This window comes from Heyndrickxia acidicola (assembly GCF_001636425.1).
Classification (GTDB): domain Bacteria; phylum Bacillota; class Bacilli; order Bacillales; family Bacillaceae_C; genus Bacillus_AE; species Bacillus_AE acidicola.
The window spans coordinates 540,893-567,689 of record NZ_KV440953.1 but is presented as its reverse complement, the minus strand read 5'-3'; the positions used below and the strand labels follow the sequence as shown (position 1 = coordinate 567,689).

The 26,797-nt window shown below is 39.3% G+C and carries 26 protein-coding genes; all 26 read right to left on the bottom strand.

Annotated elements, in window-relative coordinates:
- Positions 1–25: 25 nt before the first annotated feature.
- Complete coding sequence (gene ypjB, locus A5N88_RS02650; protein ID WP_066262714.1) at positions 26–823, bottom strand: sporulation protein YpjB; 798 nt, start codon at positions 821–823, stop codon at positions 26–28.
- Between the two features lie 86 nt (positions 824–909).
- The gene (lhaT, locus tag A5N88_RS02645) at positions 910–1,506 is read right to left on the bottom strand and encodes a lipoprotein heptaprenylglyceryl N-acetyltransferase LhaT (RefSeq protein ID WP_066262712.1); all 597 of its coding nucleotides are present in this window, start codon (positions 1,504–1,506) and stop codon (positions 910–912) included.
- 491 nt (positions 1,507–1,997) lie between these two features.
- On the bottom strand, positions 1,998–2,765 hold the full coding sequence (locus tag A5N88_RS02640; protein WP_066262709.1) for a menaquinol-cytochrome c reductase cytochrome b/c subunit: 768 nt from the start codon (positions 2,763–2,765) through the stop codon (positions 1,998–2,000).
- Positions 2,766–2,815: 50 nt separating this feature from the next.
- The gene (qcrB, locus tag A5N88_RS02635; protein WP_066262707.1) at positions 2,816–3,490 is read right to left on the bottom strand and encodes a menaquinol-cytochrome c reductase cytochrome b subunit; all 675 of its coding nucleotides are present in this window, start codon (positions 3,488–3,490) and stop codon (positions 2,816–2,818) included.
- 13 nt (positions 3,491–3,503) lie between these two features.
- Positions 3,504–4,013: a Rieske (2Fe-2S) protein gene (locus tag A5N88_RS02630; protein WP_066262705.1), complete on the bottom strand. Its 510-nt coding sequence runs from the start codon at positions 4,011–4,013 to the stop codon at positions 3,504–3,506.
- 147 nt (positions 4,014–4,160) lie between these two features.
- On the bottom strand, positions 4,161–4,625 hold the full coding sequence (locus A5N88_RS02625; RefSeq protein WP_066262702.1) for a YpiF family protein: 465 nt from the start codon (positions 4,623–4,625) through the stop codon (positions 4,161–4,163).
- A gap of 682 nt (positions 4,626–5,307) precedes the next feature.
- Positions 5,308–5,850, bottom strand: coding sequence for a ReoY family proteolytic degradation factor (locus tag A5N88_RS02620; protein WP_232317506.1), 543 nt, complete (start codon positions 5,848–5,850; stop codon positions 5,308–5,310).
- 152 nt (positions 5,851–6,002) lie between these two features.
- Positions 6,003–7,262, bottom strand: a complete 1,260-nt coding sequence (locus A5N88_RS02615) for a tetratricopeptide repeat protein (RefSeq protein WP_066262697.1) — start codon at positions 7,260–7,262, stop codon at positions 6,003–6,005.
- A 20-nt stretch (positions 7,263–7,282) separates the two neighbouring features.
- Positions 7,283–8,164 carry a hypothetical protein gene (locus A5N88_RS02610; protein ID WP_066262695.1) on the bottom strand — a complete coding sequence of 294 codons (882 nt, stop codon included), beginning with the start codon at positions 8,162–8,164 and terminating at the stop codon, positions 7,283–7,285.
- A gap of 81 nt (positions 8,165–8,245) precedes the next feature.
- Positions 8,246–9,535 carry a 3-phosphoshikimate 1-carboxyvinyltransferase gene (aroA, locus tag A5N88_RS02605; protein WP_066262687.1) on the bottom strand — a complete coding sequence of 430 codons (1,290 nt, stop codon included), beginning with the start codon at positions 9,533–9,535 and terminating at the stop codon, positions 8,246–8,248.
- A 35-nt stretch (positions 9,536–9,570) separates the two neighbouring features.
- Positions 9,571–10,674: a prephenate dehydrogenase gene (locus A5N88_RS02600; RefSeq protein WP_066262684.1), complete on the bottom strand. Its 1,104-nt coding sequence runs from the start codon at positions 10,672–10,674 to the stop codon at positions 9,571–9,573.
- A 17-nt stretch (positions 10,675–10,691) separates the two neighbouring features.
- Positions 10,692–11,780, bottom strand: coding sequence for a histidinol-phosphate transaminase (gene hisC / locus A5N88_RS02595; RefSeq protein WP_066262681.1), 1,089 nt, complete (start codon positions 11,778–11,780; stop codon positions 10,692–10,694).
- 342 nt (positions 11,781–12,122) lie between these two features.
- Entirely contained in the window at positions 12,123–13,187 is a 1,065-nt protein-coding gene (gene aroB / locus A5N88_RS02590) for a 3-dehydroquinate synthase (RefSeq protein ID WP_066262677.1), read from the bottom strand.
- A complete protein-coding gene (aroC, locus tag A5N88_RS02585) occupies positions 13,187–14,356 on the bottom strand; it encodes a chorismate synthase (protein ID WP_066262675.1) in 1,170 nt (389 codons plus the stop codon). The genes aroB and aroC overlap by 1 nt, the downstream gene beginning before the upstream one ends.
- A 604-nt stretch (positions 14,357–14,960) precedes the next feature.
- Positions 14,961–15,737 carry a CheR family methyltransferase gene (locus A5N88_RS02580; RefSeq protein WP_066262673.1) on the bottom strand — a complete coding sequence of 259 codons (777 nt, stop codon included), beginning with the start codon at positions 15,735–15,737 and terminating at the stop codon, positions 14,961–14,963.
- Positions 15,738–16,119: 382 nt separating this feature from the next.
- A complete protein-coding gene (gene ndk, locus A5N88_RS02575; protein WP_066262668.1) occupies positions 16,120–16,566 on the bottom strand; it encodes a nucleoside-diphosphate kinase in 447 nt (148 codons plus the stop codon).
- Positions 16,567–16,735: 169 nt separating this feature from the next.
- Complete coding sequence (gene hepT, locus A5N88_RS02570; protein WP_066262666.1) at positions 16,736–17,698, bottom strand: heptaprenyl diphosphate synthase component II; 963 nt, start codon at positions 17,696–17,698, stop codon at positions 16,736–16,738.
- A gap of 16 nt (positions 17,699–17,714) precedes the next feature.
- Positions 17,715–18,422 carry a demethylmenaquinone methyltransferase gene (locus tag A5N88_RS02565; protein WP_066262664.1) on the bottom strand — a complete coding sequence of 236 codons (708 nt, stop codon included), beginning with the start codon at positions 18,420–18,422 and terminating at the stop codon, positions 17,715–17,717.
- A 7-nt stretch (positions 18,423–18,429) separates the two neighbouring features.
- Complete coding sequence (locus A5N88_RS02560) at positions 18,430–19,251, bottom strand: heptaprenyl diphosphate synthase component 1 (RefSeq protein WP_066262661.1); 822 nt, start codon at positions 19,249–19,251, stop codon at positions 18,430–18,432.
- A gap of 149 nt (positions 19,252–19,400) precedes the next feature.
- Positions 19,401–19,637, bottom strand: coding sequence for a trp RNA-binding attenuation protein MtrB (gene mtrB / locus A5N88_RS02555; protein ID WP_066262659.1), 237 nt, complete (start codon positions 19,635–19,637; stop codon positions 19,401–19,403).
- 679 nt (positions 19,638–20,316) lie between these two features.
- Complete coding sequence (locus tag A5N88_RS02550; RefSeq protein ID WP_066262658.1) at positions 20,317–20,589, bottom strand: HU family DNA-binding protein; 273 nt, start codon at positions 20,587–20,589, stop codon at positions 20,317–20,319.
- Positions 20,590–21,149: 560 nt separating this feature from the next.
- Positions 21,150–22,628 (bottom strand): stage IV sporulation protein A, encoded by a 1,479-nt coding sequence (spoIVA, locus tag A5N88_RS02545; protein ID WP_066262657.1) that lies wholly within the window; start codon positions 22,626–22,628, stop codon positions 21,150–21,152.
- Positions 22,629–22,907: 279 nt separating this feature from the next.
- Positions 22,908–23,618 (bottom strand): YphF family lipoprotein, encoded by a 711-nt coding sequence (locus A5N88_RS02540; protein WP_066262655.1) that lies wholly within the window; start codon positions 23,616–23,618, stop codon positions 22,908–22,910.
- A 34-nt stretch (positions 23,619–23,652) separates the two neighbouring features.
- Positions 23,653–23,853, bottom strand: a complete 201-nt coding sequence (locus tag A5N88_RS02535; RefSeq protein WP_066262653.1) for a DUF2768 domain-containing protein — start codon at positions 23,851–23,853, stop codon at positions 23,653–23,655.
- 419 nt (positions 23,854–24,272) lie between these two features.
- Complete coding sequence (locus tag A5N88_RS02530) at positions 24,273–25,325, bottom strand: NAD(P)H-dependent glycerol-3-phosphate dehydrogenase (RefSeq protein WP_157090581.1); 1,053 nt, start codon at positions 25,323–25,325, stop codon at positions 24,273–24,275.
- 40 nt (positions 25,326–25,365) lie between these two features.
- Positions 25,366–26,676 (bottom strand): ribosome biogenesis GTPase Der, encoded by a 1,311-nt coding sequence (gene der / locus A5N88_RS02525; protein WP_066262649.1) that lies wholly within the window; start codon positions 26,674–26,676, stop codon positions 25,366–25,368.
- Positions 26,677–26,797: the final 121 nt, after the last annotated feature.

The following is a 26,797-nucleotide window of genomic DNA, read 5'->3' as shown; positions in this document are numbered from 1 at the left end:
ATTTTATTAGAAAGATCGAAAATGGTCAATCATTTCGATTCTTCTGATGGCGATCTAGTTTTTGTCCTAAATATTTTCTCCATCCGACATAAGATAAAGTCAGAATGATGATTCCTCCAGTGGTGAAAATTACCCACCATAAAGAAGGATCCGTTTGATCTTGCGACATCTGGTTAAACACATCTTTAAGATCAGTCCCAAGCTGATTCATTTGTTTCAGCTGTCTGTCCGTACCTTCACTAGTTCTATAGTTGTCAAGATAGTTAACTTCCGCATCCAGCCTTTGAACAGTTTCAAACGGAATATCCACTTTCAAGGATGGTTCAATAATATTGTATTGAACCAGAAATTGATTTAGCCGAAAATAGTATGCCTCTATATCTCCTTTTTTAGCCGCAGCCTTCGCTTCATCAAAAGCGGACATGACCGGTGATTCCATATCCGTCCAGAGAGGCTGATATCTGGAGTTTAAGGCATCTGTAACGAGACGGAAAGTAGTGACTTTATTGAGCTTATCCTCAGGGGAAGACTGCATACTCGTTACAGATCGTAAAGCCGAATCGTGCGAAAGAGTCAAAACACGCAATTCATCCATTGAAAACTGGCGCGCCTTAATCGTTTCACTTGTAAAAATGGAAGAAAAGTAATCCAGAAGCTGTTTTGCTTCGTCGTACCTTCCCAGCTTTGTCATTTGCAGTGCTTCATCAGCTACATCATCAAGCTTTGTAAGCGGCGGCGACTGAACACTTGTATTCGCAGCATATACATTTCCGAACGCCAGCAAGAAAATGGCACACAGAAGAAAAACGACCTTTACTTTCATTCTTGTCCCCCCTCAAACTACTAGTAAAGTGTATGATAAGTAGGACAAGAGTAGACCACTTTTGTCTAATCAAAAAGAACCCCTTTTTAAGGTAATAAGGACCATTTTAGGCGTCCTTTTCTGATAGTCAAATAATACGTAATTCCAATAGAAGCAATACTTAGCCAGAAGGTAAAATATCCTATCTCCCTTATGTACAAATACAGACTTTCATATCTTGGAAACTGCATATAAACATAGTCAATAATATCATTATGTAAAGTCCAAACAGCAGCTACTGCTAAATGTCTTAATCTCAACCTATAAAAAGGAGAATAGAGCAGACCTTCTAAAGACATACAGGCATGCGAAAAGATAAGCATATAACCCTGCCAGGCTAAGCTGCCGTCAACTATACGTGTCAATATATTCATTGCAACCGCCCATACCCCATATTTAAATAAAGTCACAATAGCCAGAGCTTCAATATATGGCACGTTTTTTTTCAGAAGAAAAGAAACAAGAACAATTACAAAAAACAAACTTGCTGTTGGACTGTCTGGTACAAAAGCCAGAAATTGGACAGGAGTGTCTGCCAGCTGCCAGCCGTACCAGTAAAACCCATAGGCTGTTCCCAATATATTAACGATTAATAAAACTAAGATGACTAAGCGATTGGAAAGCAGATAATATAAATAGTTCATAAATACCTTTCACCTCAAACCTAAGTATGCAATGGATTAACCTCATTAGTAAGGATTGCCTCTTTTCCCATAAAATCAAACATATGAGTAAAGCTTTTTATGTGCATATCCGTTCCAACCAATTTTTATTTTTAATTAACTTGGGACTTTACCGAGAGATCGATATTTTCTCTATTCTTCCTTTCGGTTGTTTTCCACTACAGTTGTTCTCTTTACGGAAGGGAACGGTGGGGGTTTTCCATGCTGTTTTCCTTCTTAATGCAGCTTCCTCGAGACGTTTTTCCCTCAGATGTCTTTGCCCTTCCCCTCAAATCATTAGGGGGGTAAAACTTCACACTGAATCCTAGAAAGCCCCAAAGCGAAAAAAAACTGGCACCATGGCCAGCTTTATTGAGAACGTCTTTATTTACATATATTGAAGCAGGTATATACCTAACAGGGCTATCATGCATGGCAAAAATAGCGGAAATAGAAAATAATAAAAGCTTTTATTATTTATTACTTTTTAAACCTGCAATAAAGTCTGCCAGCTTTTTAAGATCGGCCTTGGACCCTTTAAATTGGTTAGGAGGCATTTTTTGATATCCATGCTGAGCAATATCCTCAATTTTTGCCGCATTAAATGGTACATTTGTGAGGGCTGGAGCAACTGCACCTCCCTGAAGATTATCTCCATGACAAGTTATACAGGTTTGCTTCGAGAAAATTTTATAGCCATCCGAATTTTTGTCGATCGTAACCTGGGGCCTGATTGCTCCTTGCTCTGCTGCTTTCTTCCAGTCATGGTGCGCTGCCGCCTCCCATGTTAAATAAAATACTGCACTTACAGCCAACAGCATAAAGCCCGTTGCGAGCGGCCTTTTTAACGGGCGGCGTTCCGGACCGCGATCAATAAAAGGAGCCAGAAGCAAGCCTACGAAAGCGATACCCGGAATAACAAGGCCGATTAAATTATAAGGTCCAGAGGCATATGAATACTTTAACATTTCATATAAGAACAGAAAGTACCAGTCCGGCATTGGGATATACCCTGTATCAGTCGGATCCGCGATCCTTTCCAACGGTGATGGATGTGCAATAGTTAAGCAAAGAAAACCTACTAGAAAGACCGCACCCACCATCCATTCTTTTAGCAGAAAGTTTGGCCAGAACGCTTCTGTTTTGCCGGGATATTCCGAGTAATCTTTTGGAATATTTGGCTTTCGATTGGCTGGAACACGTGAGTCCCCAACAAATTTCATTCCCTTGCCACGATGCATGTCGTCCCCTCCTTTTGGTTAAATTCGTCATCATTTCCTCAGCTAAAACATTATAGCGGACCGGAAATCCCCTGTTTACGAATCATTAAGAAGTGAGCTGCCATTAAGGCGAGCAATACAGCCGGAAGGAAAAATACATGGATAGCAAAAAATCTCGCTAATGTCTGTGCCCCTACAATATCAGGGCTTCCAGCCAACAATGTTTTTACATAAGGTCCAATTAATGGAACAGAATCAGCAATCTGAAGACTTACTTTTGTAGCAAATAGCGCTTTCATATCCCATGGCAGCAAGTAGCCTGTCAAGCCAAGACCAAGCATAACAAAGAAAATGAGAACTCCAACAATCCAGTTTAATTCACGTGGTTTTTTATAGGCGCCCTGGAAGAAAACACGCAATGTATGTAAAAATAACATTACAATGACTAAACTTGCCCCCCAATGGTGCATGCCGCGGACGATTTGGCCAAACGCAACTTCATTTTGGAGATAATATACCGACTCCCAGGCATTTTTAATATCAGGCACATAGTACATAGTCAAAAACATACCCGATAAAATTTGGATGACTGTAATGAAAAACGTCAATCCTCCAAAACAGTAAACAAAAGCTGAAAAATGATGTGCAGGGTTTACATGTTCCGGTACTTCATGATCAGCAATATCCCGCCACAAAGGCGTAATATCCAAACGCTCATCAACCCAATCATATAGTTTATTAAGCATACTTACGCCCCCTTTACTTTACGTATGGATTTGGAATCGGCTTGCCTAAATACACGAAACCGTCTTTAATCTTGGTTGGATAGGCATCCAAAGGTTTAGGAGGCGGTGTGCCCGGAATATTTTTTCCATTTTTCTGATAACGGCCTCCGTGACAAGGACAATAAAACTGATTAGGGAAACTCTTGTTGTCATTCCAGCCGACTGTACATCCTAAGTGCTTGCATGTTGGTGAAAGTGCTACAATCTCCCCTTTGTCATCTTTGTAAACCCATGCAGTTTGTGTCACATTGGATTTGTACCAGCCATCGGCCTCTTCATAGGTAAAGTTTACGCGCACTGGATCATTCGTTAATTTTGAAGCTTCTTGCTGTGTCGCATGAAATTGGCCGGATGCCTCGACCTTTAAAGCAGGATCAACCGCAAACCGCAGCATCGGCATAAGAATTCCGGCAGCCATAAATCCACCAACACCCGTCAGCGTATAGCTAAGAAATTGTCTTCTTGTTACAGGATCTTTGCTCATTCCATTCCCCCCTATGGCAGTTACCCACCTTAAATGGACAAAATATTCACAAAAAACAGACTAGGACATTTCAATAATATATCAATCTTCCAATTAGGTCAATATCTTCCTTTTCCTGTACTTTACTGTGTTTTTACTATGAAAATCCTAAACACCTCTCTGCCATTTTTTCGCAATAATATTTATTAGCTGCTTCACCTGGTCTTCCATTATCGAAAACTTGTAATTCTCTTCCATATGCTCCAATGGAATGGACGGAAGCCAAAATACATCTCCTTTATACATATGTTCACATGTTTTCCAATAATGATCAGAAGTTAGATAAAACAAATGTGCAGCATCACTCTCCAATATTTCTTTTTCCCAGTCAAGCAAATTCAATTGTTTCCTTTGCTCATCCTGCTGTGCTAAATATGTATAGGGCGGGAGCAAAAACATTCTGCCTCTGAACTGTGTTTCGAGCATGTTTGTTAACAACTGAATAAACTCTCCCTGGGATGCCAAGAGTTTGATGTTTGTTCCAACCGAAACCGGCACCAGGGGGACGATAATCGTATCGATATACTTCTTTTGTTTTAAAAAAACATCAGCATCTTTTGCAGTCCAACGCATTTTGTCACACCTTCATACTTTTTATTTTATCTTATCATGTTAACGAAAGCACAGCCATCCTACCAAATAACGGGTTATGAGTGAACTCTTGTAATTTCCTTAAAACTCCTGACTGCGACTTTTATATAGCAACCTTTTTTTAGAGAACTGCAAGCGCCTTGCTCATCGGCGTAAGGATTTTGCAGTCTTCAACTCGAGATAAGGGAACTAGATGTTGACTTATCGCAGCGAGGAGACCAGATATCCGCTAGCCGCTGTACTTTATCTAATAAACTATTTTAAACTTCCCTTTGGCTCTGATAATCTTTCTTGTTGATTTCAAATCAACATAGGGTATTACTACGATATGCATAACTGTGTTTGCCCTGCCTGGTAATTTTCTCGCCAATCCAATATGGATGTAAAAACAACTAAATTGGTAACAGACTTTAACAATGAACTGCAGTCCTCCTTGTTGTCTGTTTACTTAGGCTCTTTTCGTACCCGCCATAAAGAATGATTCATACAGCAGGTCTTATATGAATATTTATGATTTGCTTACGAAATGATACCGCGAAGAACGCATCCGGATAAATCCATTGTAAATAAAGAAGCAACCTATACGAAAAAATACGTTTGTCTATGTCGGCACTAACAAATAGGTGCCGCATTTTGAAAGAAAAAACACCTTAAAGAGGTGTTCTTAATTCAGACTATTTAGTTGGTCAGTCAGCAGTTGAAATGTTTTTTGATCCTGTCTGTCCAAGGCATCATCAATTGCTTTTAAAAGCTTTTCTCGCTGAAAGGTATCTATGCTGTGTTTTAGAAATTTTTCAACGGTCAGCCTGTCTTTATCATTCATATATAAATCTTCCGGCATAAATGGATTTTCCTCAAGTACAGCCGCATATTGATACGATAAATTTGATGACTTAAAGTTTAATTGAATATATATATCCTCTTCCCGATTCAATCGAATATCATGAAACGATTTTTCTGCATCGGTTGTCATTATGTTTTCTTTATAAAAACGGAACGGTACATTTTCCACACAATGTGTCGACATGATCAGCCCTCTTGGACAATAATGAGCTTCTTCAACGAAGTGAACTTTCCCCATTAATTGGTCATGGCTCATAAGATAGTTTAAAATCCACACAGATTCTCTTCTTTTTAACTGATAGTGATTTAAAAACCAGCGAATAAATTCCTTTTTCTCGTTGACAGAAACAGGGGTGGCAGCCAATGTAAATCCCTCCTCAGCCCACATTTTGAAAGACTTGCATGCCTTCCTTTTTTGATAAATGATCAACCATTAATAAAAAAAGGCTTTCTTCCTTCATCCATTAAAATACTATTATGACTTGTTTGGTTATTACAGGGAAGTATTTGGATTCCCTAATCGTTAAGACGCTCCAGAATAAGAGACCATTCTTCATTTGCAGGTTGTTCTTGAAGCAGTTTGCCAAAGATCTGAGCTGCTTTTTTTCTATCCCCTTCCTCAATCAGGAAGTATCCATAATCCGACATAAACTCTTGGTTGTTCTTTAAATCATTATATGCTAACTCATAATGTTTTAATGCATTTGAATAATTTTCTGATTTCTGATTTGCGACTGCGCAATCCCAATGAAGTTCGGGATCCAGATCCCCTTCTTGCTCCATTAGTTGTATAATTTCCTGAACGTCTTCATATCTTTCCTGATGCAATAATAGCTTATTCAAGGCTAATGCTGCATCCAAATAGCCTGGATCTAATGTTAAAGCTGTCCTGAAATATTCTTCTGCCTGTTCCTCATCCCCTGCCTTTAAGGCAAGTTTTCCACCAAATTGGTACAACTCCTTATTAAAGTCGTCCAGTTTAATTCCTTCCTTAACAGCAGAAAGCGCATGATCAAGGTTTTCCTCTTGTTCATATGCTTTTCCCAAATACAAGTACAAGGAATGATAGTCCGGGTCGAGCTCCTTTAACTGGTTAAACAATTGAATGGCCTTTGCATAGAAGCCTGCCTGGTAAGCTGTTAATGCATAGCCGAATAAAGTATTTATTTCCACCTGGTCCTCTATAGCTTGTTCGTAATAAGCAAGCGCTTCTTCAAAAGATCCTGCGGCACTATATACCTCTGCCAGGCGGCTATTAATATTTACTCCTTGAATTTCCTCTTCTTTGGCTTGTTTCACTGCCTCGTAGCATTTTGCCGCTTCATAGTAACGGGCTATAGATGCATATAGTTCTCCAAGAGCAAAATCAATGACAGGCTCTTCGGGCATTAGTTCCTTTGCTTCCAACAGTTTTTTTTCGCTTACTTCAAATAGTCCCTGCATTTGATAAAGATCTGCTAAAAGAAGAAGCGCACGGGGATATTCAGGATCCGTCTCCGCAATAGAGTCAAGTAAAAGAATAGACTCCTCTTCCTTATCCATATCAATATATATTTCTGCAAGAGCAATGAGAATTTCACCTTCATCAGGATAGCTTTCAAGCAATAGTTCGTAAAGTTCTCTTGCTTCCGGCATAAACCCGAGCCTGACGAGCTCTTCTGCTAACATATATTTCTCTTCATCAGAACCATATGTTTTGATTTTTTTGTATTCTTTTTCTGCCTCGGTTAAGTTACCGCTCTCTAAATGCTCTATCACACGTTCTAGCTGTTCCATAAGATGTTCCCTTCCCTATACTAGATAAATAATGCTGGCTTATGAATGACAATTTCTTCCCCATATCCAGGCCTGAAAAACGTCTGTTTTCCTGCTGCTGCTACCTGTCCTTTATGAACCATCACTGCAAGGCTTAATTCGTCAGGCTGCATTTCTCCTAACCCCCCTGAATGTTCGTCTTTTAGATATAAGTTATAATTAATTTCTCCTCCTATATGCAAATCTCCTCTTTTTGGATACAGCCCAAATTTCTTCAAATTATGTAGGGGTATTGGCGAACTGTCAGGAATTTCGTCAAAACACGAAGGAAGCTTTTCGGCATCCATCACTTTTTTCCACTCTTTGATAATTCTTTGCTTATGGATCTCGTTCACTTTAGAGACAAAAGGGACAAGAACTGGATTATAAGGAAACATAGATTCCTTTATCCATCCCCAGGGTATCAGATGAAGGTCGGCCCCATCTTCAAGTCGCAAAAAAATACAAGGTATTTTAAACTTTTTACATTTACGGATGAAAGTTGTCGAAATTCTTTTTAGAGGAATTTTTACACCGAGAACATAATCTATGGGGCAATTTAATAAGGATTGTCTTTTTTGGGCTAATGCTTCTTCGAATTGTGTCTCACTATTCATTTCTACTACAGATACTACTGTTGAGCATCCTTTAAGCATAAAATTTTCTGCAAAGTGCTGCTTGAACTGTTGAAATGTACCGCCTGGTGTGTTCATATCAAGCATAACAAGCGTGGGGCCGATTATAAAAGAAGAAACATCCATTCTCATATGTTTGTCCCTTCTATAATGAGGCCTCATTCCGTAAATCATATTTTCCTTGATAAATATAGAAGATTTTTTCAAATGTTCTTCTACTATAATATCTGCTTCTTCAATAATATACAAACCTTACCCCTCCTAAAGCCTGTTTACTTTTTTAACAAGCTATGAGGGGAAGGCTGGAAAAATGCCAAAGGAATTGAGCTGTTACTTAGTTAATGTCTCCAGATCTTGAAAAAATTCCGGATAGGACACCTTAATGGCTTCCGGTCCTTCCAAATAAATGGTATCACTGCTGATCAGCGAAGCAATAACTAACATCATTCCCATTCGATGGTCACCGTAGCTTTTAACCTTTCCGCCAAGAATGGTAGATTTACCGTGAATGATCATGCCATCCTCCGTTGCTTCAATATCAGCTCCCAAAGAGGTAAGCTCATTTACCACTGCGTCAATTCGGTTTGTTTCTTTTACCTTTAACTCTGCAGCATCTTTAATAATGGTGGTTCCTGATGCTTGGGTAGCAAGCAAGGCGATAATGGGGAGTTCGTCAATCAGCCTTGGAATAAGCGAGCCCGATATTTCAATCCCCTTAAGATCGGAGGATTTAACTACAATCGATCCCTTTTGCTCGCTTTCTCCTGTATTATCAGGTTCAACCTGTATGTAAGCGCCCATCCTTTCAAGAACTTCAATGATACCTGTCCTGGTAGGATTTAAGCCAACACTTTCAATAGTTACCTCACTATTCGGTGTAATCGCTGCGGCAACCATAAAAAAAGCAGCTGATGAGATATCGCCAGGGACATCGACGGACGCATTTGAGAGATTTTGCCTGCCTCTTAGTAGAATTGCACTTTCATTTCTATCTACTTCACCCTCAAATTGGCGTATCATTCTCTCTGTATGATCACGTGTTGGTACAGGCTCCATTATGGTCGTTATGCCATCGGTTTGCAAACCCGCAAATAACAACGCTGATTTTACCTGTGCACTCGCTACTTTCATAGTGAAATCTATCGCTTGCAGCTTCCCTCCCCGAATTGATAAAGGGGTATATTGTCCATTTTCTCTGCCATCAATAATTGCCCCCATGTTCCTTAAAGGATCTGCTACCCTGCTCATAGGCCTCTTGGCAATTGAACTGTCACCAATAAGGATAGAATGAAACGGCCTTCCTGCGAGAACCCCCAGCAGCAATCTTGTTGTTGTTCCAGAGTTCCCTACATCTAGGATGGAAGCTGGCTCTTTTAAACCGTCCCATCCCTTCCCGTTTACAATAATTTCTTCCTTCTTTTCTTCAATTTCAACTCCAAGCTTTTTGAAACAAGAAATTGTGCTCAAACAATCTGCACCCTTAAGGAAATTCCGAATAACCGTTTTTCCATTTCCAATGGCTCCGAACATAATAGCCCGATGAGAGATGGATTTATCGCCAGGTACTCGAAGCCTCCCTCTAATGGATGGCTGCTTTGCATCAAGCTGAATGGTGTTCATTGATTTACCTCCATTATCAAACCATTTGCATTTTTTCAATCTCTGTAAAGTTCGTAAGTGGTTTTTTGCTTTAGGCAATGAAAGGCCCGCTCACGGTCTTCTTCCGTTTGAAAGCTTACCCTGAGAACTCCGTAGATATCTTCCCTGGTTTCAAGGATTCTAATATTCGTAATGCTGATTTTTTCGTCTGCAAAATGCCCCGTTATTTCCGAAATGACACCCGGATAATCCGGAACATCAATAAATAAATCATAAAAGGAGCGAATAGCGCCAGGCTCACTCGATGGCAACTGATCTCGGTACTCTTTGGCCAGAGAAAAAAAGGTATGCAGACCATTATAGTCCTCTGAATGAAGAAGCGCTGTTATTTTTTCCATTTCCTCCATCCATTTGTCCATTAATTCTAATAGGACTTCTTTATTCCTCAGGCTGATATCAGACCACATCACTGGGCTCGAAGATGCAATTCTTGTAATATCGCGAAAACCGCCTGCAGCCATTCTTTGAAGCAAAGGAAATTTGTCTTGATTCTCTTTTGCCTGGCCAACTAAAGAAGCAGCAATAAGATGAGGGAAATGGCTGATAATTCCGGTTATGCCATCGTGTTCTTTTGCAGAAAGCGTAATAAACTTAGCGTGTGTACCGCTTAGCCATTTCTTCAATTTGTCAACTTCAACTGATTGCTCACTGTGAAGAGGGGTAAGAATATAAAAAGCATTTTCAAATAACCTTTCTTTTGCAGCAGCCACCCCGCTTTTATGGGAACCAGCCATCGGGTGTCCGCCAATAAAACAAATGTCTTTTTCCACTAAAAGAGCTGCCTGATCCACTACACTTTTTTTAGTGCTTCCTGTATCAGTGATTAAGACATCCTTCTTTAAATTCATAAGGGCAAGTCTTTCGATCCATTTTTCTGTTTCTATTATCGGCGCTGCCAATATCACCAAGTCAGCTCTTTCCGCATCAGACTGAAAGTTTTCCGAGCACTCATCGATCACTCCCAGTATTTTTGCCAGCTCCATTTCATTTTTTTTTACATCATATCCGATAATGGTGGCTTTTGGATGCTGCCTTTTAATTGTCAGAGCTAACGATCCGCCTATTAATCCAAGACCAACAATAAAAACATTTCCTTGCATCAATACTCCCCCTGTACTCACTGTTTCTCTATAAATTCCGTCATTGCAGCAATTAAATCGTCATTTTGCTGTTCAGTACCCACCGTAATCCGCACGCTTGTCGGTGCTCCCAAAGCTTTACCAGAGCGGACAATAAAACCTTTTGTTAAAAGGTACTGAAAGACTTCATCCCCATCCCGTTCAAAATCAATTAAAATGAAGTTCGTTTGAGAAGGATAGTAATTGAGGCCCTTTTCCTCACAAAAAGCATAAAATTTCTCTAGGGCTTCTCTCGTTTTAGTACGGCACTCTTCTACAAAAGCTTGATCCTGAATGGCGGCAGCTGCTGCTATTTGTCCAAGTACATTTGTATTAAACGGAGGCCTTGCAGGCTCTAATGCATTAATAATGTCGGGAGATGCAATACCGTATCCTACCCGGAAGCTCGCAAGTCCGTATATCTTAGAAAATGTTCTCGTAACAATGACATTGTTATAGTCTTTCACCAAGTCAATGGATCCATAGAAATCCTCTGCCACGACATATTCAAAATAAGCTTCATCCAAAACAACCAGTATATCTTTGCTTATTTGTTCGAGGAAATTTCGTAATTTCTTTTCAGGTGTATACGTTCCAGTTGGATTATTCGGATTGCATATCCAAACGACCGTTGTTTGCTCATCAACCTGGTCGAGCATTGCCATAAGATCATGTTCACCATTGACCAGCGGGACTTCCCTCACTTCTGCCCCATCCAATATTGCATTGTGTCGGTATTGTGAAAAGGTTGGAGTAGCCATAACTGTATTCTTTCCTGGTTCTAACAGAGCCCTTGATATTATTTGAATTAATTCATCTGTTCCATTCGTAAAAATCAATTGATCTTCTGAAACGCCTAGGGCGGAAGCTGTTGCCTTTCTTAACTCTGTCGCATAACCATCCGGATAGATCGTATAAGATTTTTGTGGTTTTTCAAGAATTTCAGTGACATATTTTGAATGCCCAAAAGGATTTTCATTTGAAGCCATTTTAACAATGGATTCAAGACCAAACATTTTTTTCACTTCTTCTGTAGATTTACCCGGCTGATATGCGGGCAATCCAATCACTTGGCTCTTCCATTTCATCTCCATTCCACTCCCATTCAATTATGACTATTTTTTGTAAGGCTCTGTTAAAAATCTAGGTTGATATTAAACCAAGATCGATTAAGCTGAAATTAACAGTCAGGACCAACAGCGCTATGCATATCAGAATATTACCCAATATTCATTTGAATTCAGCGTAGGATTGCAGCGGAAGGCACGAGAGACTCCTGCTTAGAAAAGCATGTAAGAGGAAACCCCGCAGGAGCTTGCGACGAGGTGCTCGACTATCTCGCGCTGAAAGCGAGTGCCTGCAGCTATATCAACAAGAATGATTAACAGAGCCTTTTGCCTTTTGTAAAGATATTTTTCTCTATTTGTTTTCTACATCAATTGATAAAAGCATTCTCTTAAAAGCTTTTCATCTGCCTCTTCCATTACTGGTTTGCCAATTTCCTTCAATAAAACAAACATTGGCTTCTGGGCAATCGCTTTTTTGTCCCGCTTCATCCATTGAAGGAGTTCTTCAAAGCCCGCTTCCTTAGGAATTCTCCATTCATAACCAAGCTTTTCAATCCATTGAATAAATTCATCCAAAGGAAATTGTAACCCTAATTGCTTCCGGCTTATACTAAGTGCAAAGATCATCCCTGTCATGACAGCTTCTCCATGCGTCAAAACACCATAGCCTGCATTTGCCTCAAGAGCATGGCCAAGTGTGTGCCCAAAGTTCAAAAAGGCACGGATCCCCATTTCTTTTTCATCCTCCTGAACCACTGCTGCTTTTACTTCCATTCCTTTTTTTAAGTAAAAAGGTAAATTAGGCATAGAGGTTAAATCAACTGCTTCTTTCATTAGCTGTTTTAAAAACAGAGGATCCGCAATCAAGGCTTCTTTTACCACTTCAGCAAATCCGCTTCGTATCTGGCGGGGAGGCAAAGTGGACAAAAAAGGAGTATAGTAAATAACTGCTTCAGGATGGTGAAACACCCCCACCAGATTTTTTCCCAGAGGATGATTTATAGCGACTTTTCCACCCACGGCACTATCGTGTGCAAGAATAGTGGTTGGAATTTGGATATAGTGAATCCCTCTCATAAACGTGGCGGCTACAAACCCGGAAAGATCTCCTACCGCACCGCCTCCAAGCGCAAGAATACAGGCTTTACGGTCCAGTCCAGCTTCTATTGCAAATGATAAGCACTTTTCATAAACAGAAAATGTCTTGGCTTTCTCACCGCTTGGTGCTGAATAAACGACTGGAGAAGTACTTTCCGGCAAGCTATTGAGTAATGTTTGTAAATGTAATTTGCCTACCGTTTCATCTGTAACAATCATTATTTTGGAATATGTTCTTTCCGATAATATTGCTCTCAATTCCTGCAGAGCATTTTCTCCCACAAAAGCTGGATATTTTTTTCCCGGTACCTTAATATCTATTATTTGCATTAGAATAACCTTCCGTACTCTTTTTGTTCTTTGACAGCTTGAACTAAAGTACCTAATCGATCTCCGTTAAATTGATCAACAAGAGCAGCTGCCAGTTCCCATGCTACTGCAGCTTCCGCCACTACGCTTGCCGCAGGAACTGCACAGCTGTCGGAGCGTTCTATGCTTGCAGTAAATGGTTCTTTCGTGTCGATATCAACACTTTGAAGCGGTTTATAAAGGGTCGGAATAGGTTTCATTACACCACGGACAATAATGGGCATTCCTGTTGTCATCCCGCCTTCAAATCCGCCAAGACGGTTGGTTTTCCTAGAATAGCCTTCTTCCTCCGACCATACAATCTCATCATGAACACGGCTTCCTGGGATTCGGGCCATTTCAAATCCAAGACCGAATTCTACACCTTTAAATGCATTAATACTCATAATGGCAGCAGCAATTTTCGCATCGAGTTTCCGATCATAGTGGACATAGCTCCCTACGCCTGGAGGCATACCTTCTACTATAACTTCCACAATTCCACCTATGGAGTCCCCATTTTCCTTTGCCTGGTCAATGGCTTCCATCATTGCTTTTTCTGCTGTTTCATCAAAACATCTCACAGGAGATTGTTCTGTCCTTTCCTTTAATTCCTTAAGTGTAGAATAGTTTGGAGTATTTGCTCTAACTCCTCCAATCTCTAAAACGTGTGAAGCAACTTCTATGCCCAGTTCCTTTAACAATGTTTTTGCAACGGCGCCAGCTGCCACTCTAACCGTTGTTTCCCTTGCTGATGATCTCTCCAGGACATTTCTTAAATCACGATGCCCATATTTTATACCTCCAATTAAATCGGCATGTCCAGGACGTGGTCTGGTCACTTTACGTTTAATTTCCGATTGCTCTTCCTCAAGGGGCTCAATCCCCATGATATTTGTCCAATGGGTCCAATCTTTATTTTCAACTATAAGGGCAACGGGTGAACCAAGTGTATAGCCATGCCGGACTCCGCCTGTAATTTGAACGCGATCCTTTTCAATTTGCATTCTTCTTCCGCGTCCATAGCCTTTTTGACGACGTGCCAGATCAGCATTAATATTCTCTTCTGTCAGAGTCAATCCGCTTGGCAGCCCTTCAATAATGGCTGTTAACTGCGGACCATGTGACTCACCTGCTGTTAAATATCTCACAAACTCCCCACTCCTTTATCACTTTAAAGTATGTATGTATCACTATATCATAATAGCAGCTTTTTTACATAAAAAATCAACATATAATAGCCTTCTAAAAAAGGACCTGTTAATCCTGGCTGTTAATTTAGCTGAGGTGCGAGTTTTTCGCAAGAGGATGTGAAGGATCCTTTCTGCTGTGCTCGTGCTGGGCAGCCCTTTTATTATCATGAATCTCACATATCCGTTCCAATTACCAGGGGACATGATCAACTTGCAGCCTAATAATGAAATAAGAATAACGTACTTTTTAAGTTCTGCTAATTGAAAGCTACTATTTGCAGCTTTTCATCCTTCTCAAAAAAATATTCTTATTAGATTTTTTATAAGGCTATTCTAAAATGATCATTTCTGCGAGGTCGAAGCATCTAACCTTCTCGTTATGGGAGAAAGGAACATTTTCATTCGCTATGGTGCGAATTTGATTACCATGGTGGTCTCTATTAAAGAACAATGTTGATTTTAACCTATGTTGATTGGCGCTGATACGCGAGACTCCTTTATAGCTAAGTCTGTTAGGGGAGCCCGCCCACAGAAGTGAGTGCCTGCAGCAGAAATCACAGGATTAACAAAGCCTTTTATAAAAAAAGGTATCTTCTATCTCTAAATTGTATTCCCTTGGTGTGAAAATCTGTTCGGTACTTCCTACAAACAAAGAGCCGCCAGGACGAAGAGACTCGCTAAATTTACGATACAATAGCGTCTTTGCTTCTTCTGTAAAATAAATCAGTACATTTCGGCAAATAATTAAATCGAAAGGATAATCAAATGGCTCCGCAAGCAAGTTATGCTGTTTGAAAGTTACAAGTCTTTTAATTTCTGGAGAAATTCGGTACAAGGAACCATCCTGTTGAAAATATTTTTTTTTCATTCCTACGGGGACCTCCGATAAAGAACGTTCTTGATAAACACCTTCCCTCGCTCGCTGGATGGCCAAGTTGTCAATATCCGTGGCCAAAATGGAAAATTGGGAACCCGGAAGATAGTTGGATAAAATCATTGCGAGTGTATAAGGTTCTTCCCCCGTGGAAGATGCTGCGCTCCATATTTTCAATGGTTTATTTTCAGCTATTAGCCGGGGCAGTATTTTGTTTTCCAATACACTCCAGCGCTGGGCATTCCGAAAAAATTCCGTCACATTAATTGTGATTCTATCTAAAAATTCATTTAAAAGCAGCGTACTGCTATTCATTTCTTTAAAATACTCTTGAAAAGAATCAAATCCTCTTTTTTCATAGAGAGTTGCCAGCCTTCTTTTCATTTGTCCTTCCTTATATAGGGATAAATCAATTCCCGTTTTCTTCAAGACTTGGACACTAAATTGCTGATAATCTTGATCCATTATTTCTACCTCAATCATTTATAATTTGAATATTTCAAGTATACAGGACAGTTTGTTCCAATGGTAGAAAATAAATCAAAGGAGAAAAAAATTACTAGCCAAACTGAGAAAAGGTAAAGTCTTCGGTTGATAAAAGAAAAAAATGTTTAGGTATCTCAGGAAGGAGAACGAGAAATGCGCTAGCCGAAAGGCGCTAAGAGCTAAACAGAGACTACATTGGCTTAATAACTTTTTTAATAAAGAACTTTATACTTTTGGCTTTGTTAATGGACATCGTTGTTTTTAACTCATTCGTCTGAAATAGCCGTTTCACACTCCTTTCAGTACAGCCATACTTTTAAAAAACAAAAAGAACTGGCACAAAGCCAGTTCTTTTTGTTTTTTAATAGATCCACTCGTTAATCAGTCTTGTATATTCGATTAATTCTTCCTGTGAGAAAAATAAACCGATTTCTCTTTCTGCACTTTCAGGTGAGTCAGAGCCATGAATAATGTTTTTGCTAACAGTTGCCGCATACTCTCCACGAATCGTTCCTGGAGCAGAATCCTTAGGATTTGTAGCGCCCATCATTTGGCGTGCAGTAGCGATTACATTTTCACCTTGCCAAACCATAGCAAATACCGGGCCGGAAGTAATAAAGCTAACCAGTTCACCAAAGAATGGACGCTCTTTATGCTCTCCATAGTGCTTTTCAGCTAATTCAGTTGATATTTGCATTAATTTTGCTCCTACAAGCTGAAAACCTTTTTTCTCAAAGCGGGATACGATATCTCCGATTAATTGTCTTTGTACGCCATCGGGCTTTACCATTAAGAACGTTTTTTCCACTGTTACCACCCCTATTATGTATATGGATCATGATTATATGACCCACGAAAAATAGTAACATTATTATACTCATTTGGCAACAAAAACTGCAAGCGCTTGCTACGCCTTTATTATAGGATGCCAAAAAGTTTTTTTTCTTTTTAAAATACTTTTTGGCATAATTTTCACCCTAAAACTTTCTTTTTCCAATATAGTGGGCGATATCAAGCAAGGACTTTTTAACTCTGTTGGATGGAAGTTCATGAAGGATAGAAATGGCTTTATCCAGATATCTCTTGCTAATGGCATAGGATTCTTCAATGGCACCCGTTTCTTTAATTCTGGTAATAATACGCTTCATTTCTTCCCTTGAGGTCTGCTCATTTACCTTTTGGATTTCGGAAATAATGCTGCTATCCCTCATGGCAAACAAAACAGGCAGTGTGATATTCCCCTGACGCAAGTCATCACCTGATGGTTTTCCTAATTCCTTTTCGGTTGAAGTAAAATCCAAAATATCATCAATAATTTGATATGACATTCCTACGTAATAGCCAAATCGAAACAGTTTGCGATGAATTTGCTCCTCTGCTCCTGCCGCAACAGCTCCTAATTCACAGCTTGCAGCTATTAACAATGCAGTCTTTCTTTTTATTCTTCTAAGGTAATCTCTTAAGTTCTGGTCAAAACGATACTTATCCTTTATTTGTTCAATTTCACCCAGACATACCTCTACAATGGTGTTAGCCAAAATGCGATGGGCTTCCGCGTTTTCAATGTTCGTCATGTACTCAAGTGAACAGGCAAGAATATAGTCACCAGTATACATCGCTATTCGATTATCCCATTTAGCCTTAACAGTAGGCTTTCCCCTACGGAGCTCGGCATCATCAATCACATCATCATGGACAAGCGACGCCATGTGAATTAATTCCAGAGCCACAGCAACGTTTTTTACCGCCTCAATATCGTAGTCGCCATATTTTGCACCCAATAGAACAAATACAGGACGAAGACGCTTCCCACCAGCATGCAATAAGCTGGTGGATGCTTCCTGCAAAAGCAGGGAATTTGATTTAATCGCCGTTTCCAGCTCTTTTTCTATTAGTGCAATATCCGCCTTTAAGTACGAATACATCATTTGTAATTTCATATTGTATCCACCCAGCTTACTGTTTCTCTTTAAAGCCTATATGTGCAGCTGCCGCGCCTCCACTGTATGGCTTGTATTTCACTTCCATAAACCCGGCCTTTACAAACATATTAGCAAGTTCCTCAAAACCAGGAAAATCTCTGGCAGACTCCTGCAGCCAGGAATATTCCTTATAGCTTTTCGCAAAAACCTTTCCGATTAACGGCATGATAAATTGAAAATAAAGATAATAAAGCTGGCGATAACCAATCATAGTAGGCTGTGAGGTTTCTAAGCACGCAGCCATACCTCCAGGCTTTAACACTCTTAGCATCTCTTTCAGAACCTGCATATAATCTGGAACATTCCTTAGGCCAAAACCAATCGTGACATAATCAAAAGTATTGTCGTCAAACGGAAGCTCCATGGCGTTCCCGTGCAGGAGTGTTACCTGATCCAAGTGTAATTTACCAGCTTTCTCTTTAGCAATTTCAAGCATATTTTTACTGAAATCAAGACCGTACACTTGTCCTTCTTTTCCGACTGCATCTGCAAGGGAGATTGTCCAGTCTCCTGTACCGCAGCACAAATCGAGCGCTTTTTTTCCTTTTTCAACAGCCATTTTCTTCATAACATCGTTCCGCCATTTTTTATGCTGTTGAAAACTGATAATAGAGTTCATCTTATCATAGCTGCCATATATATTTTCAAAAACTTTATGTACTCTTTCTTCTTTTGATTGCATCGCTTACTTACCCTTCTTCCGCATATAAATTCGATGGCGCTGGATAGCGGCTCATTATAGCATCAAGGCGTTGCTGCAGCAGCTGATTCAGCTTTGGAATCTTCATCATCATACTGCTGATAAAACCTATTGATTGTTCTATGTATTTTTCACATTCGTGAAATAATATAGCTTTCTTCTCATTTGGAAGCTCCTGAAAAGGAGCATGCTGCTTTGAAGGCAAAAAAGTCCTCATTAAGGCTTCAAATAAAACAGAAGCCTCGCCTTTAACGGCATTTTCTTTTTCTTTCAGCAGCCTATTTAGCAATAATACTTCTTCAGCCAGGGCTGCAATTGACTGTGAATCAAAAAACTGGCTAAATTTCGAAACAATCGTCGACTCTGCCTTTTTCAGGTGAACTAAAAATTCATCAATATGGGAATTTTCATTTTGATACACTAAGATTTTATATTCATTAACCGTTTTAATGCCTTCAGCTAATACGCGAATTAATGGCACATGTTCAATGTCAGCTAAAATTTTATAATATAATCCGCTAAAATAATCCCCCGCTAATATGGTTAATTGTCTTTGTTTCAGCGGTTCCTGGAGATTAGAAATTTTATCGTGGGTATCAAGGGCAATTTGCACAAGCATAGCAGTTGTCACAAATTTCTCAAAGTTTTGACACGAAAGATCTTGTCCCGCTAAACTGTTGATCATTAGCAAAATTCGATCTTCGTCTATGTGAGGGACCTCAATAAATTGTTTTAAGTAATAGTGAGAGATTTTATTCTGCACCATTTCTTTTATTGAAGTAACTTGTTGTATCCGTTCTTGCAAGGTCATGTCCCTTAATCCCCATTTCATCCTCAAATTATCACGTTTCAAACGAACTATCATTTTGTAAACAATATATAGTATACCATAAATCAAAATAGCAAGTGTGATATCGTCTATTTTTTCACAATTGCCTGCGCTCATTCAAGAATATTGCACTATTTCTTTGCAGATTCACTTTCAATTTCAGCAATACTTGTGAAAATTTTAGCATTTCCTCTGACTTTAATCGCAGAGGTATGCTCTGTAAACTGGGCAATCATGACCTCGCCGCTGTCCAGCTTTTCAGTATGGTGAAATCTAGTATCTGAACCCCTTGTCAGCCCAATAACACTTACACCATCATCTATAGCTTTAATGACAATATAGTCACTTGAATTAGCTTGATTTTTCATTAATTCTCTTCCCTTCTATGGACTTATTAACGACTTTTTAAAAAAATCCTTCTGCTCATCATCATGTTGTAAGGCTCATTTTCGGAAACATAGTTGCTGTTTGAAATAAAAAATTGTTTATAATAATAGCTTCAGTATTTTGATTTGCTTGCAAGATCATGTTTAGCAACCATTCATGCGAAAACTGCCTTCTTTTCATTTCAGTAATCGTTATGTATAACTCGTTATTCCTGCAATAATCTATTCGTACATTAAAAGATTTTGATCAGATTATACGGCAGTCATATATGTTCTATATTGACGCGGCTCTTTGCATGATGTTTTCCCTGCAGGACAAAAATTAGGCATGGTAATCTTTATAATATTAGCATAGACCTTTTCTATCAGCAAAACTCAAACCTGCATTCTTTAAGATAGACTCTGTTAATCTTGCCTTTTTTTTCTTACTCTAAGCGCTCGTTTCTTGGAGGGGCAGTTTTGAAACCTCATCATCATTTTTAAGACTTCCGGATCTCCCTTAATCTATTTATTGATCAGGAGTCTCCCTCCCGCCCTCCTCTCAAACACCCTCGTATTTAGTAATATTGAGATTTAAAACATTCCTAAAAAAGAATTGAAAATAGAAAAAGGACTGCTTGTTAAGCAGTCCCATTCATTCGCTCAAAGCTAATATATGTAATTATTTTACAGCATCTTTAAGCGCCTTGCCTGGTTTGAATGCAGGCACTTTGCTAGCAGCGATTTCAATCTCTTCACCAGTTTGCGGGTTGCGTCCTTTACGGGCAGCACGCTCGCGTACTTCAAAGTTACCAAAACCAATTAGTTGGACTTTATCTCCATTTGCTAACGCATTCTGGATTGTATCGAAAATAGCATCAACTGCTTTTGTAGCATCCTTCTTAGATATTTCAGCCGCTTCAGCAACAGCATTAATAAGTTCAGTTTTGTTCATGCCGTTCACCTCCTCCCAAAAAATTAAAAAAACAAATTGTTTTTTTTCGCTTATTACATTTGTAAACAATTTTACGGTTTATATACATCTTATTAATAAAAAAACCGCTAGAACCTTGTCGTAACTGTCTCCAACAATAATTCTGATAAAAGATTATCACATTAAAAATTGGTTAGCAAGAATAATTCGCGAAAATATGGGAAACTTTTCAGTTAAAATGCCCTATTCCAAAGGTTTCTCCGCTTTTTTGTCCTATTTCGAACCAATTTCCACTTCAGAATTAACTTCCATGAAATGATAGATCCCGCAGCCTTCCACGATAAAAAAGAAACTAGATGTTGTCTAATCGAAGGGAGGAGACTATATATCCGAAAACTGTTTTTTTGGCTCATTCGTGTGAAACTTTCTTTACTGTAACCTTTCAGCTCAGCTGAAAGGTTACAGTAAAGAAAGGAACTAAAAAACAACAAAGTCCCATAAAAAGCCTAATAAAAAGTTTTATGCTTATTATCCATAAACAAAGAGCTGCCAGATTTAATTGGCAGCTCTTTGTTGAATTTCTACAGAATAATGGCAATTAATCCGCCAGATCCCTCGTTGATAATCCTTTCAAGTGTTTCTTTTAACTTATATCTCGCATTTTCTGGCATTAAAGATAGCTTCGCTTGTATTCCTTCCCGTACTATCGAACTTAAATTGCGTCCAAAAATATCTGAATTCCAAATGGAGAGGGGATCATCTTCAAAGTCCTGCATGAGATAACGGACCAGTTCTTCACTTTGTTTCTCCGTTCCAATGATTGGTGCAAATTCCGATTCGACGTCTACTTTAATCATGTGAATGGATGGAGCAACCGCTTTTAAGCGTACACCGAATCGGGATCCCTGCCGAATGATTTCAGGTTCATCGAGGCTCATATCCTCAAGCGAAGGAGAAGCTATGCCATAACCGGTTTGCTTCACCATTTTTAACGCTTCAGAGATTTGATCGTATTCCGTTTTTGCATGGGCAAAATCCTGCATAAGCTCCAGTAAGTGGTCTTTCCCGCGGATTTCAACACCTACAATTTCTTTTAAGACCTGATCATATAACTCATCCGGCGCATACAAGTCAATCTCTGCAATTCCCTGCCCCATTTCAATTCCTGCTAATCCTGCGCTTTCAATAAATTCATACTCATTAAAGTATTGAACAACCCTGTCTACATCCCTCAAACGTTTTATATCTTTCACTGTTTCTTTTACTGCCGATTGATAATTCTCACGCAGCCAGTGGTTTTCTTTAAGTACCATAACCCAGCTTGGCAGGTTTACATTTACTTCGAGGACCGGAAATTCGAACAGGGCCTCTCTTAAAACATTTAAAACATCTGCTTCACGCATACTCTCAACCGACATGGCCACAACTGGAATATCATATTTTTCCGCAAGTGAAGAGCGTAAATTTTCTGTTTCTGGATGGTGTGGCTTTGCCGAGTTCACAACCATAATAAACGGCTTACCCACTTCTTTTAATTCTGAAATAACTCTTTCCTCAGCTTCTACGTAATTCGGTCTAGGTATTTCTCCAATCGTTCCATCAGTTGTAATGACGATGCCGATAACAGAATGCTCCTGAATAACTTTTCTTGTGCCAATCTCAGCTGCTTCCTGGAAGGAGATTGGCTCTTCATACCATGGTGTATGAATCATGCGGGGCCCATTTTCATCCTCCAACCCCTTTGCCCCAGGCACTGTATAACCGACACAATCTACAAGCCGAATGTTGACATCAAGTCCAGTTTCTACTTGAACTGAAACAGCTTGATTAGGCACGAATTTAGGCTCTGTCGTCATGATGGTTTTTCCGGCTGCACTTTGCGGCAGCTCATCCTGTGCCCTGCTTCGTTCTGCTTCGTTTGAAATATTTGGCAGAACAACTAATTCCATGAATTTTTTAATAAACGTTGATTTCCCAGTCCTTACCGCCCCTACTACCCCTAAATAGATATCACCGCCAGTTCTCTCTGCGATATCATTAAAAATATCAAACTTTTCCAAGAAATTCCCTCCCCACATTAAGTTCCCGGGACATAACATCCTTAAAATGATAATGGACAATATATGTGTATGATGTTGTCCTATTATGATATGACTCAAAAATAAAATTTTTCTTTTTCATTAACCTGCTAATAAAACACAGGGTATTCTTTCATCAGCCAAGCAAACATTCAAGTAAGCAATGATACTTCTATTCGGGGCTGAAATCAACATAATATGCGAAGAGTTCCATCGAAAAACCCTTCCTTTAGAATATATTGATAAAAGGAAGGGTTATGACTATTTTGCCATAAATATAGGCTCATTTTTTTCATTTACAGTGTAAGGAAGTGAATAAGCTGGAACGAACGGAGAGTGATCCGTTAGTATCGACCTAATATCCATTCCCTTTTTAAATTTTCGTTGTCCCTTTTGTTTTAGTGCCTGGTATAAGTCACTTTGATAATCAACATAGATGTCGCCGGTTCCAGTAATAACGAATGGAAGAGTATGACCGGTATAGGGGGATATGACATAAGGCTCTTGTTTATAGCCAAGCTTTTTATAATCCAGCGTATATACATCTCTAGCAATTTCGGCTTTAAAAGGGGGATAGCCTTGTATATCAATCCGTATATGCAGCTCCCGAATCTTTTCCGCAATTTCAAGATTAAAAATTTTGACCAGTGGCTTCTTTTCCGCGTTTATTAATACATATTGATAGTCCCCTCCATTTTCATAAGCATCTCCGGGTGGCTCGCTTAGATAAATGGGGGTTAATTTAGTAAAATCGATTGGATATTTTTGATATATAGGTGTATCCTGATTTTCCGTTTTTATTGGGAGAATTCCATCATTCTTTTTCTGGTATTCATTAATGGCTGTCTGGACTATTTCTAGCTGCTGGTCATTTGGTATCTCGCTTTCTGCCTTTTGATCCTGAGGGTATAAACAGCCGCCAAGCAATAATGCCGGCAATAAACATAATATAAGGAATCCTAATCTTTTCAATCTTCGGATCATCCTCTCTCTTTTAGTCTTTCAATCAGGCAGACGGTCCGCTGATTACGACAAAGATCATAATTAAGGCGCCGACAAAAAGGCAAATATACGCAATGAAAGCGGTTAGAATTTTTAAAAATTGAATTTTTATCCTATATCTGCTCAGGTATATAGTAACCATTGCAACTGCCATCAAGCCCATCGCTAAAATCGAAATCCACATTTTAAGCATAGCCAGAGACATCTTTTACTACCCCTTTCCGCTTTCATTCTATTGTTCCATTAGCCAAGAATTATGTAATAAAAGTAAACTACGGAAAATATTATATCATAATAGCAGACTCTAAAAATAAGAAATCGATGAAATTTTTCATTATTCCAAAAATATTTGAAGCACCCTGGAGCACGATTCAACCAAATTCATTTTTATTCCTTTAATGCACTAAAGGAATAAAAATGTTAGTTTAGCTGGTCCACACTGTTTGCATAAAAAAACTGAAGCAAGGGGTTCCCTTAACTTCAGTTCAACACTAGAGACAATTACCCATACCATTAGCTTAAAGCTTTTTACTTCATAGCATAGTATGCTTCCTGCTCCATAATGGCATCTTGAAATGGCCTAAATCTTATAGTGTTTCTTTCTCTGTTAGACTGCTAGTCCACTTATTCTCTGAACTGATCCTCTAGAATATCTGTCAGATCCTCCATTTCATTCGTTTTCAATCTCCCCATCAAGCGGTCAACTGCTTCCTTGGGTTTATCTCCATTGAACAATACATTGTATAAGGCTTCTGTTATTGGCATACTGACATTGTACTCCTTGGCAAGCTGATAAGCTGCCTTTGTTGTACGTACTCCCTCAACAACCATTCCCATACTTTCCAGGACTTCTTGAAGCGTTTTACCCTTTCCAAGCATATTTCCTGCTCTCCAGTTCCGGGAATGGACACTTGTACAAGTGACAATTAGGTCACCAATGCCGGTAAGCCCTGAAAAGGTTAATGGATTTGCTCCCATTTTCACTCCAAGCCTGGCGATTTCAGCCAGACCACGTGTAATAAGAGCAGCTTTTGCATTGTCCCCGTAGCCTAGTCCATCTGAAATACCTGCAGCAAGAGCAATAATATTCTTCAATGCACCGCCGATTTCGACACCAATAACGTCCGCGTTTGTATAAACACGGAAGTTTTGGTTCATAAACAGATCCTGGATACGATTAGCTGCCTCCATATTTGACGAAGTAACCGTCACTGTAGTAGGGTGGCGAAGACTTACCTCTTCGGCATGACTTGGACCAGAAAGGACAACGATATCCTTTTGCAGCTTCTTTGGCACCTCATGCGCAATCATTTCAGTAATTCTTAACAATGAATCAGGCTCTATCCCTTTACTTACATGGACAATCGTTAAAGGCTCTTTCTGAAATTCAATGATGTTCTTTAGTACTTCCCTAATTGCTTTTGTAGGAACAGCCAGAATAATCAAATCAAGGTCCTTTAAAGCATCCTGTAAAGAATCAAAGCCTTTTATACCTTCCGGCAAGCTAATATTGGGAAGATATTTATGATTCATATGCGTTTTATTTATTTCATCAATAAGCTCTTTTTTGTGTCCCCAAAGACGTACTTCATGACCATTGTCCGCCAGTACCATGGCCAAAGCAGTTCCCCAGCTTCCTGCTCCCAATACAGCCACTTTTTCTTTAACACCGCTCAACTTCTTCACCTGCTTATTATTTAAAATTTACCCTGCCATATTATTTTCTATGACGAGGTATAATTCGGATTGGCGTACCTTCAAAATCAAATGAATCTCTGATACGGTTTTCAAGGAAACGCTGATAAGAAAAATGCATAAGTTCAGGCTCATTAACAAAAACAACAAAGGTAGGCGGCTTTACCGCCACTTGGGTAGTATAATAAATTCGTAATCTGCGCCCATTATCCGTCGGGGTCGGATTCATCGCAACGGCATCTGATATGATGTCATTTAAAATACTGGATTGTACACGCATTGCATGATTTTCACTGACTCTTTGAATAACTGGCAACAAAGAAAAGACTCTTTTCTTTGTTTTGGCTGATAAAAAGACAATGGGTGCATAGCTTAAGAATAAGAAGTGCTCCCTGATAGTTTGTTCAAAAACTTTCATGGTTTTCTCGTCTTTTTCGACCGCATCCCATTTATTCACCACAATAATGACAGCTCTTCCTGCTTCATGTGCGTAGCCGGCAATTTTTTTATCCTGTTCCCTTATGCCCTCTTCCCCATTTAAAACAACACAAACAACATCGGAACGTTCAATTGCTCTTAAAGCGCGCAATACACTATATTTTTCTGTGCTTTCGTATACTTTCCCTTTTTTTCTGATACCAGCCGTATCTATGATGACATAATCCTGGTCTTCATATGTATACATAGAATCAACTGCATCTCTTGTAGTCCCTTCAATATCACTTACAATAACACGTTCTTCGCCCAGAATTGCATTCACTAATGACGACTTTCCTACATTCGGACGTCCAATAAAAGAAAACTTTATAGTGTTTTCATCATATTCTGCATCTTCATCCTTAGGAAAATGCTTGGCAACCTCATCCAGAAGATCCCCAAGTCCAATACCATGTGAACCAGAAACCGGAAATGGTTCCCCAAATCCTAATGCATAAAAATCGTAAAGCTGGTCCCTCATTTCAGGATTATCAATTTTATTTACCCCTAAGACAACCGGTTTTTTTGTTTTATATAATATTTTCGCTACCGTTTCATCTGCAGATGTGACGCCTTCGCGGCCGCTTGTTAAAAATATTATGACATCCGCTTCATCAATAGCTATTTCCGCCTGCTGCCTGATTTGCTCAAGAAATGGCTCATCTCCAATGTCAATCCCGCCTGTATCAATAAGATTAAATTCATGAGTTAACCACTCGGCTGAGCTGTAGATACGATCTCTGGTAACACCTGGAATGTCTTCAACAATTGAAATCCTTTCCCCCGCAATACGGTTGAAAATCGTTGATTTCCCTACATTCGGACGTCCTACTATGGCGACAACTGGTTTTGTCATTTTAATCACCCTTTCTATTTACCCTTTTAATCGTACTCATTTATATCTGTTCTGTCATAATGATATATATTTAGAAGCTGCTCTTCGGAATATCATTTCAAACTTAACTTTAATAGTTTAA

Excerpts from the sequence above, each read along its gene's own strand:
- mtrB (WP_066262659.1), bottom strand. The coding sequence starts at position 19,637 with ATGAAAAATCAAGCTAATTCAAGTGACTATATTGTCATTAAAGCTATA.
- A5N88_RS02615 (WP_066262697.1), bottom strand. The coding sequence starts at position 7,262 with ATGGAACAGCTAGAACGTGTGATAGAGCATTTAGAGAGCGGTAACTTA.
- lhaT (WP_066262712.1), bottom strand. The coding sequence starts at position 1,506 with ATGAACTATTTATATTATCTGCTTTCCAATCGCTTAGTCATCTTAGTT.
- aroB (WP_066262677.1), bottom strand. The coding sequence starts at position 13,187 with ATGCAAATAATAGATATTAAGGTACCGGGAAAAAAATATCCAGCTTTT.
- A5N88_RS02580 (WP_066262673.1), bottom strand. The coding sequence starts at position 15,737 with ATGGATCAAGATTATCAGCAATTTAGTGTCCAAGTCTTGAAGAAAACG.
- A5N88_RS02535 (WP_066262653.1), bottom strand. The coding sequence starts at position 23,853 with ATGTCTCTGGCTATGCTTAAAATGTGGATTTCGATTTTAGCGATGGGC.
- A5N88_RS02550 (WP_066262658.1), bottom strand. The coding sequence starts at position 20,589 with ATGAACAAAACTGAACTTATTAATGCTGTTGCTGAAGCGGCTGAAATA.
- ypjB (WP_066262714.1), bottom strand. The coding sequence starts at position 823 with ATGAAAGTAAAGGTCGTTTTTCTTCTGTGTGCCATTTTCTTGCTGGCG.
- A5N88_RS02565 (WP_066262664.1), bottom strand. The coding sequence starts at position 18,422 with ATGCAATCAAAAGAAGAAAGAGTACATAAAGTTTTTGAAAATATATAT.
- qcrB (WP_066262707.1), bottom strand. The coding sequence starts at position 3,490 with ATGCTTAATAAACTATATGATTGGGTTGATGAGCGTTTGGATATTACG.
- der (WP_066262649.1), bottom strand. The coding sequence starts at position 26,676 with ATGACAAAACCAGTTGTCGCCATAGTAGGACGTCCGAATGTAGGGAAA.
- A5N88_RS02630 (WP_066262705.1), bottom strand. The coding sequence starts at position 4,013 with ATGAGCAAAGATCCTGTAACAAGAAGACAATTTCTTAGCTATACGCTG.
- aroA (WP_066262687.1), bottom strand. The coding sequence starts at position 9,535 with ATGAACACCATTCAGCTTGATGCAAAGCAGCCATCCATTAGAGGGAGG.
- hepT (WP_066262666.1), bottom strand. The coding sequence starts at position 17,698 with ATGAAATTACAAATGATGTATTCGTACTTAAAGGCGGATATTGCACTA.
- hisC (WP_066262681.1), bottom strand. The coding sequence starts at position 11,780 with ATGAAATGGAAGAGCCAAGTGATTGGATTGCCCGCATATCAGCCGGGT.
- A5N88_RS02625 (WP_066262702.1), bottom strand. The coding sequence starts at position 4,625 with ATGCGTTGGACTGCAAAAGATGCTGATGTTTTTTTAAAACAAAAGAAG.
- A5N88_RS02560 (WP_066262661.1), bottom strand. The coding sequence starts at position 19,251 with ATGACCTTGCAAGAACGGATACAACAAGTTACTTCAATAAAAGAAATG.
- A5N88_RS02600 (WP_066262684.1), bottom strand. The coding sequence starts at position 10,674 with ATGCAAGGAAATGTTTTTATTGTTGGTCTTGGATTAATAGGCGGATCG.
- A5N88_RS02640 (WP_066262709.1), bottom strand. The coding sequence starts at position 2,765 with ATGCATCGTGGCAAGGGAATGAAATTTGTTGGGGACTCACGTGTTCCA.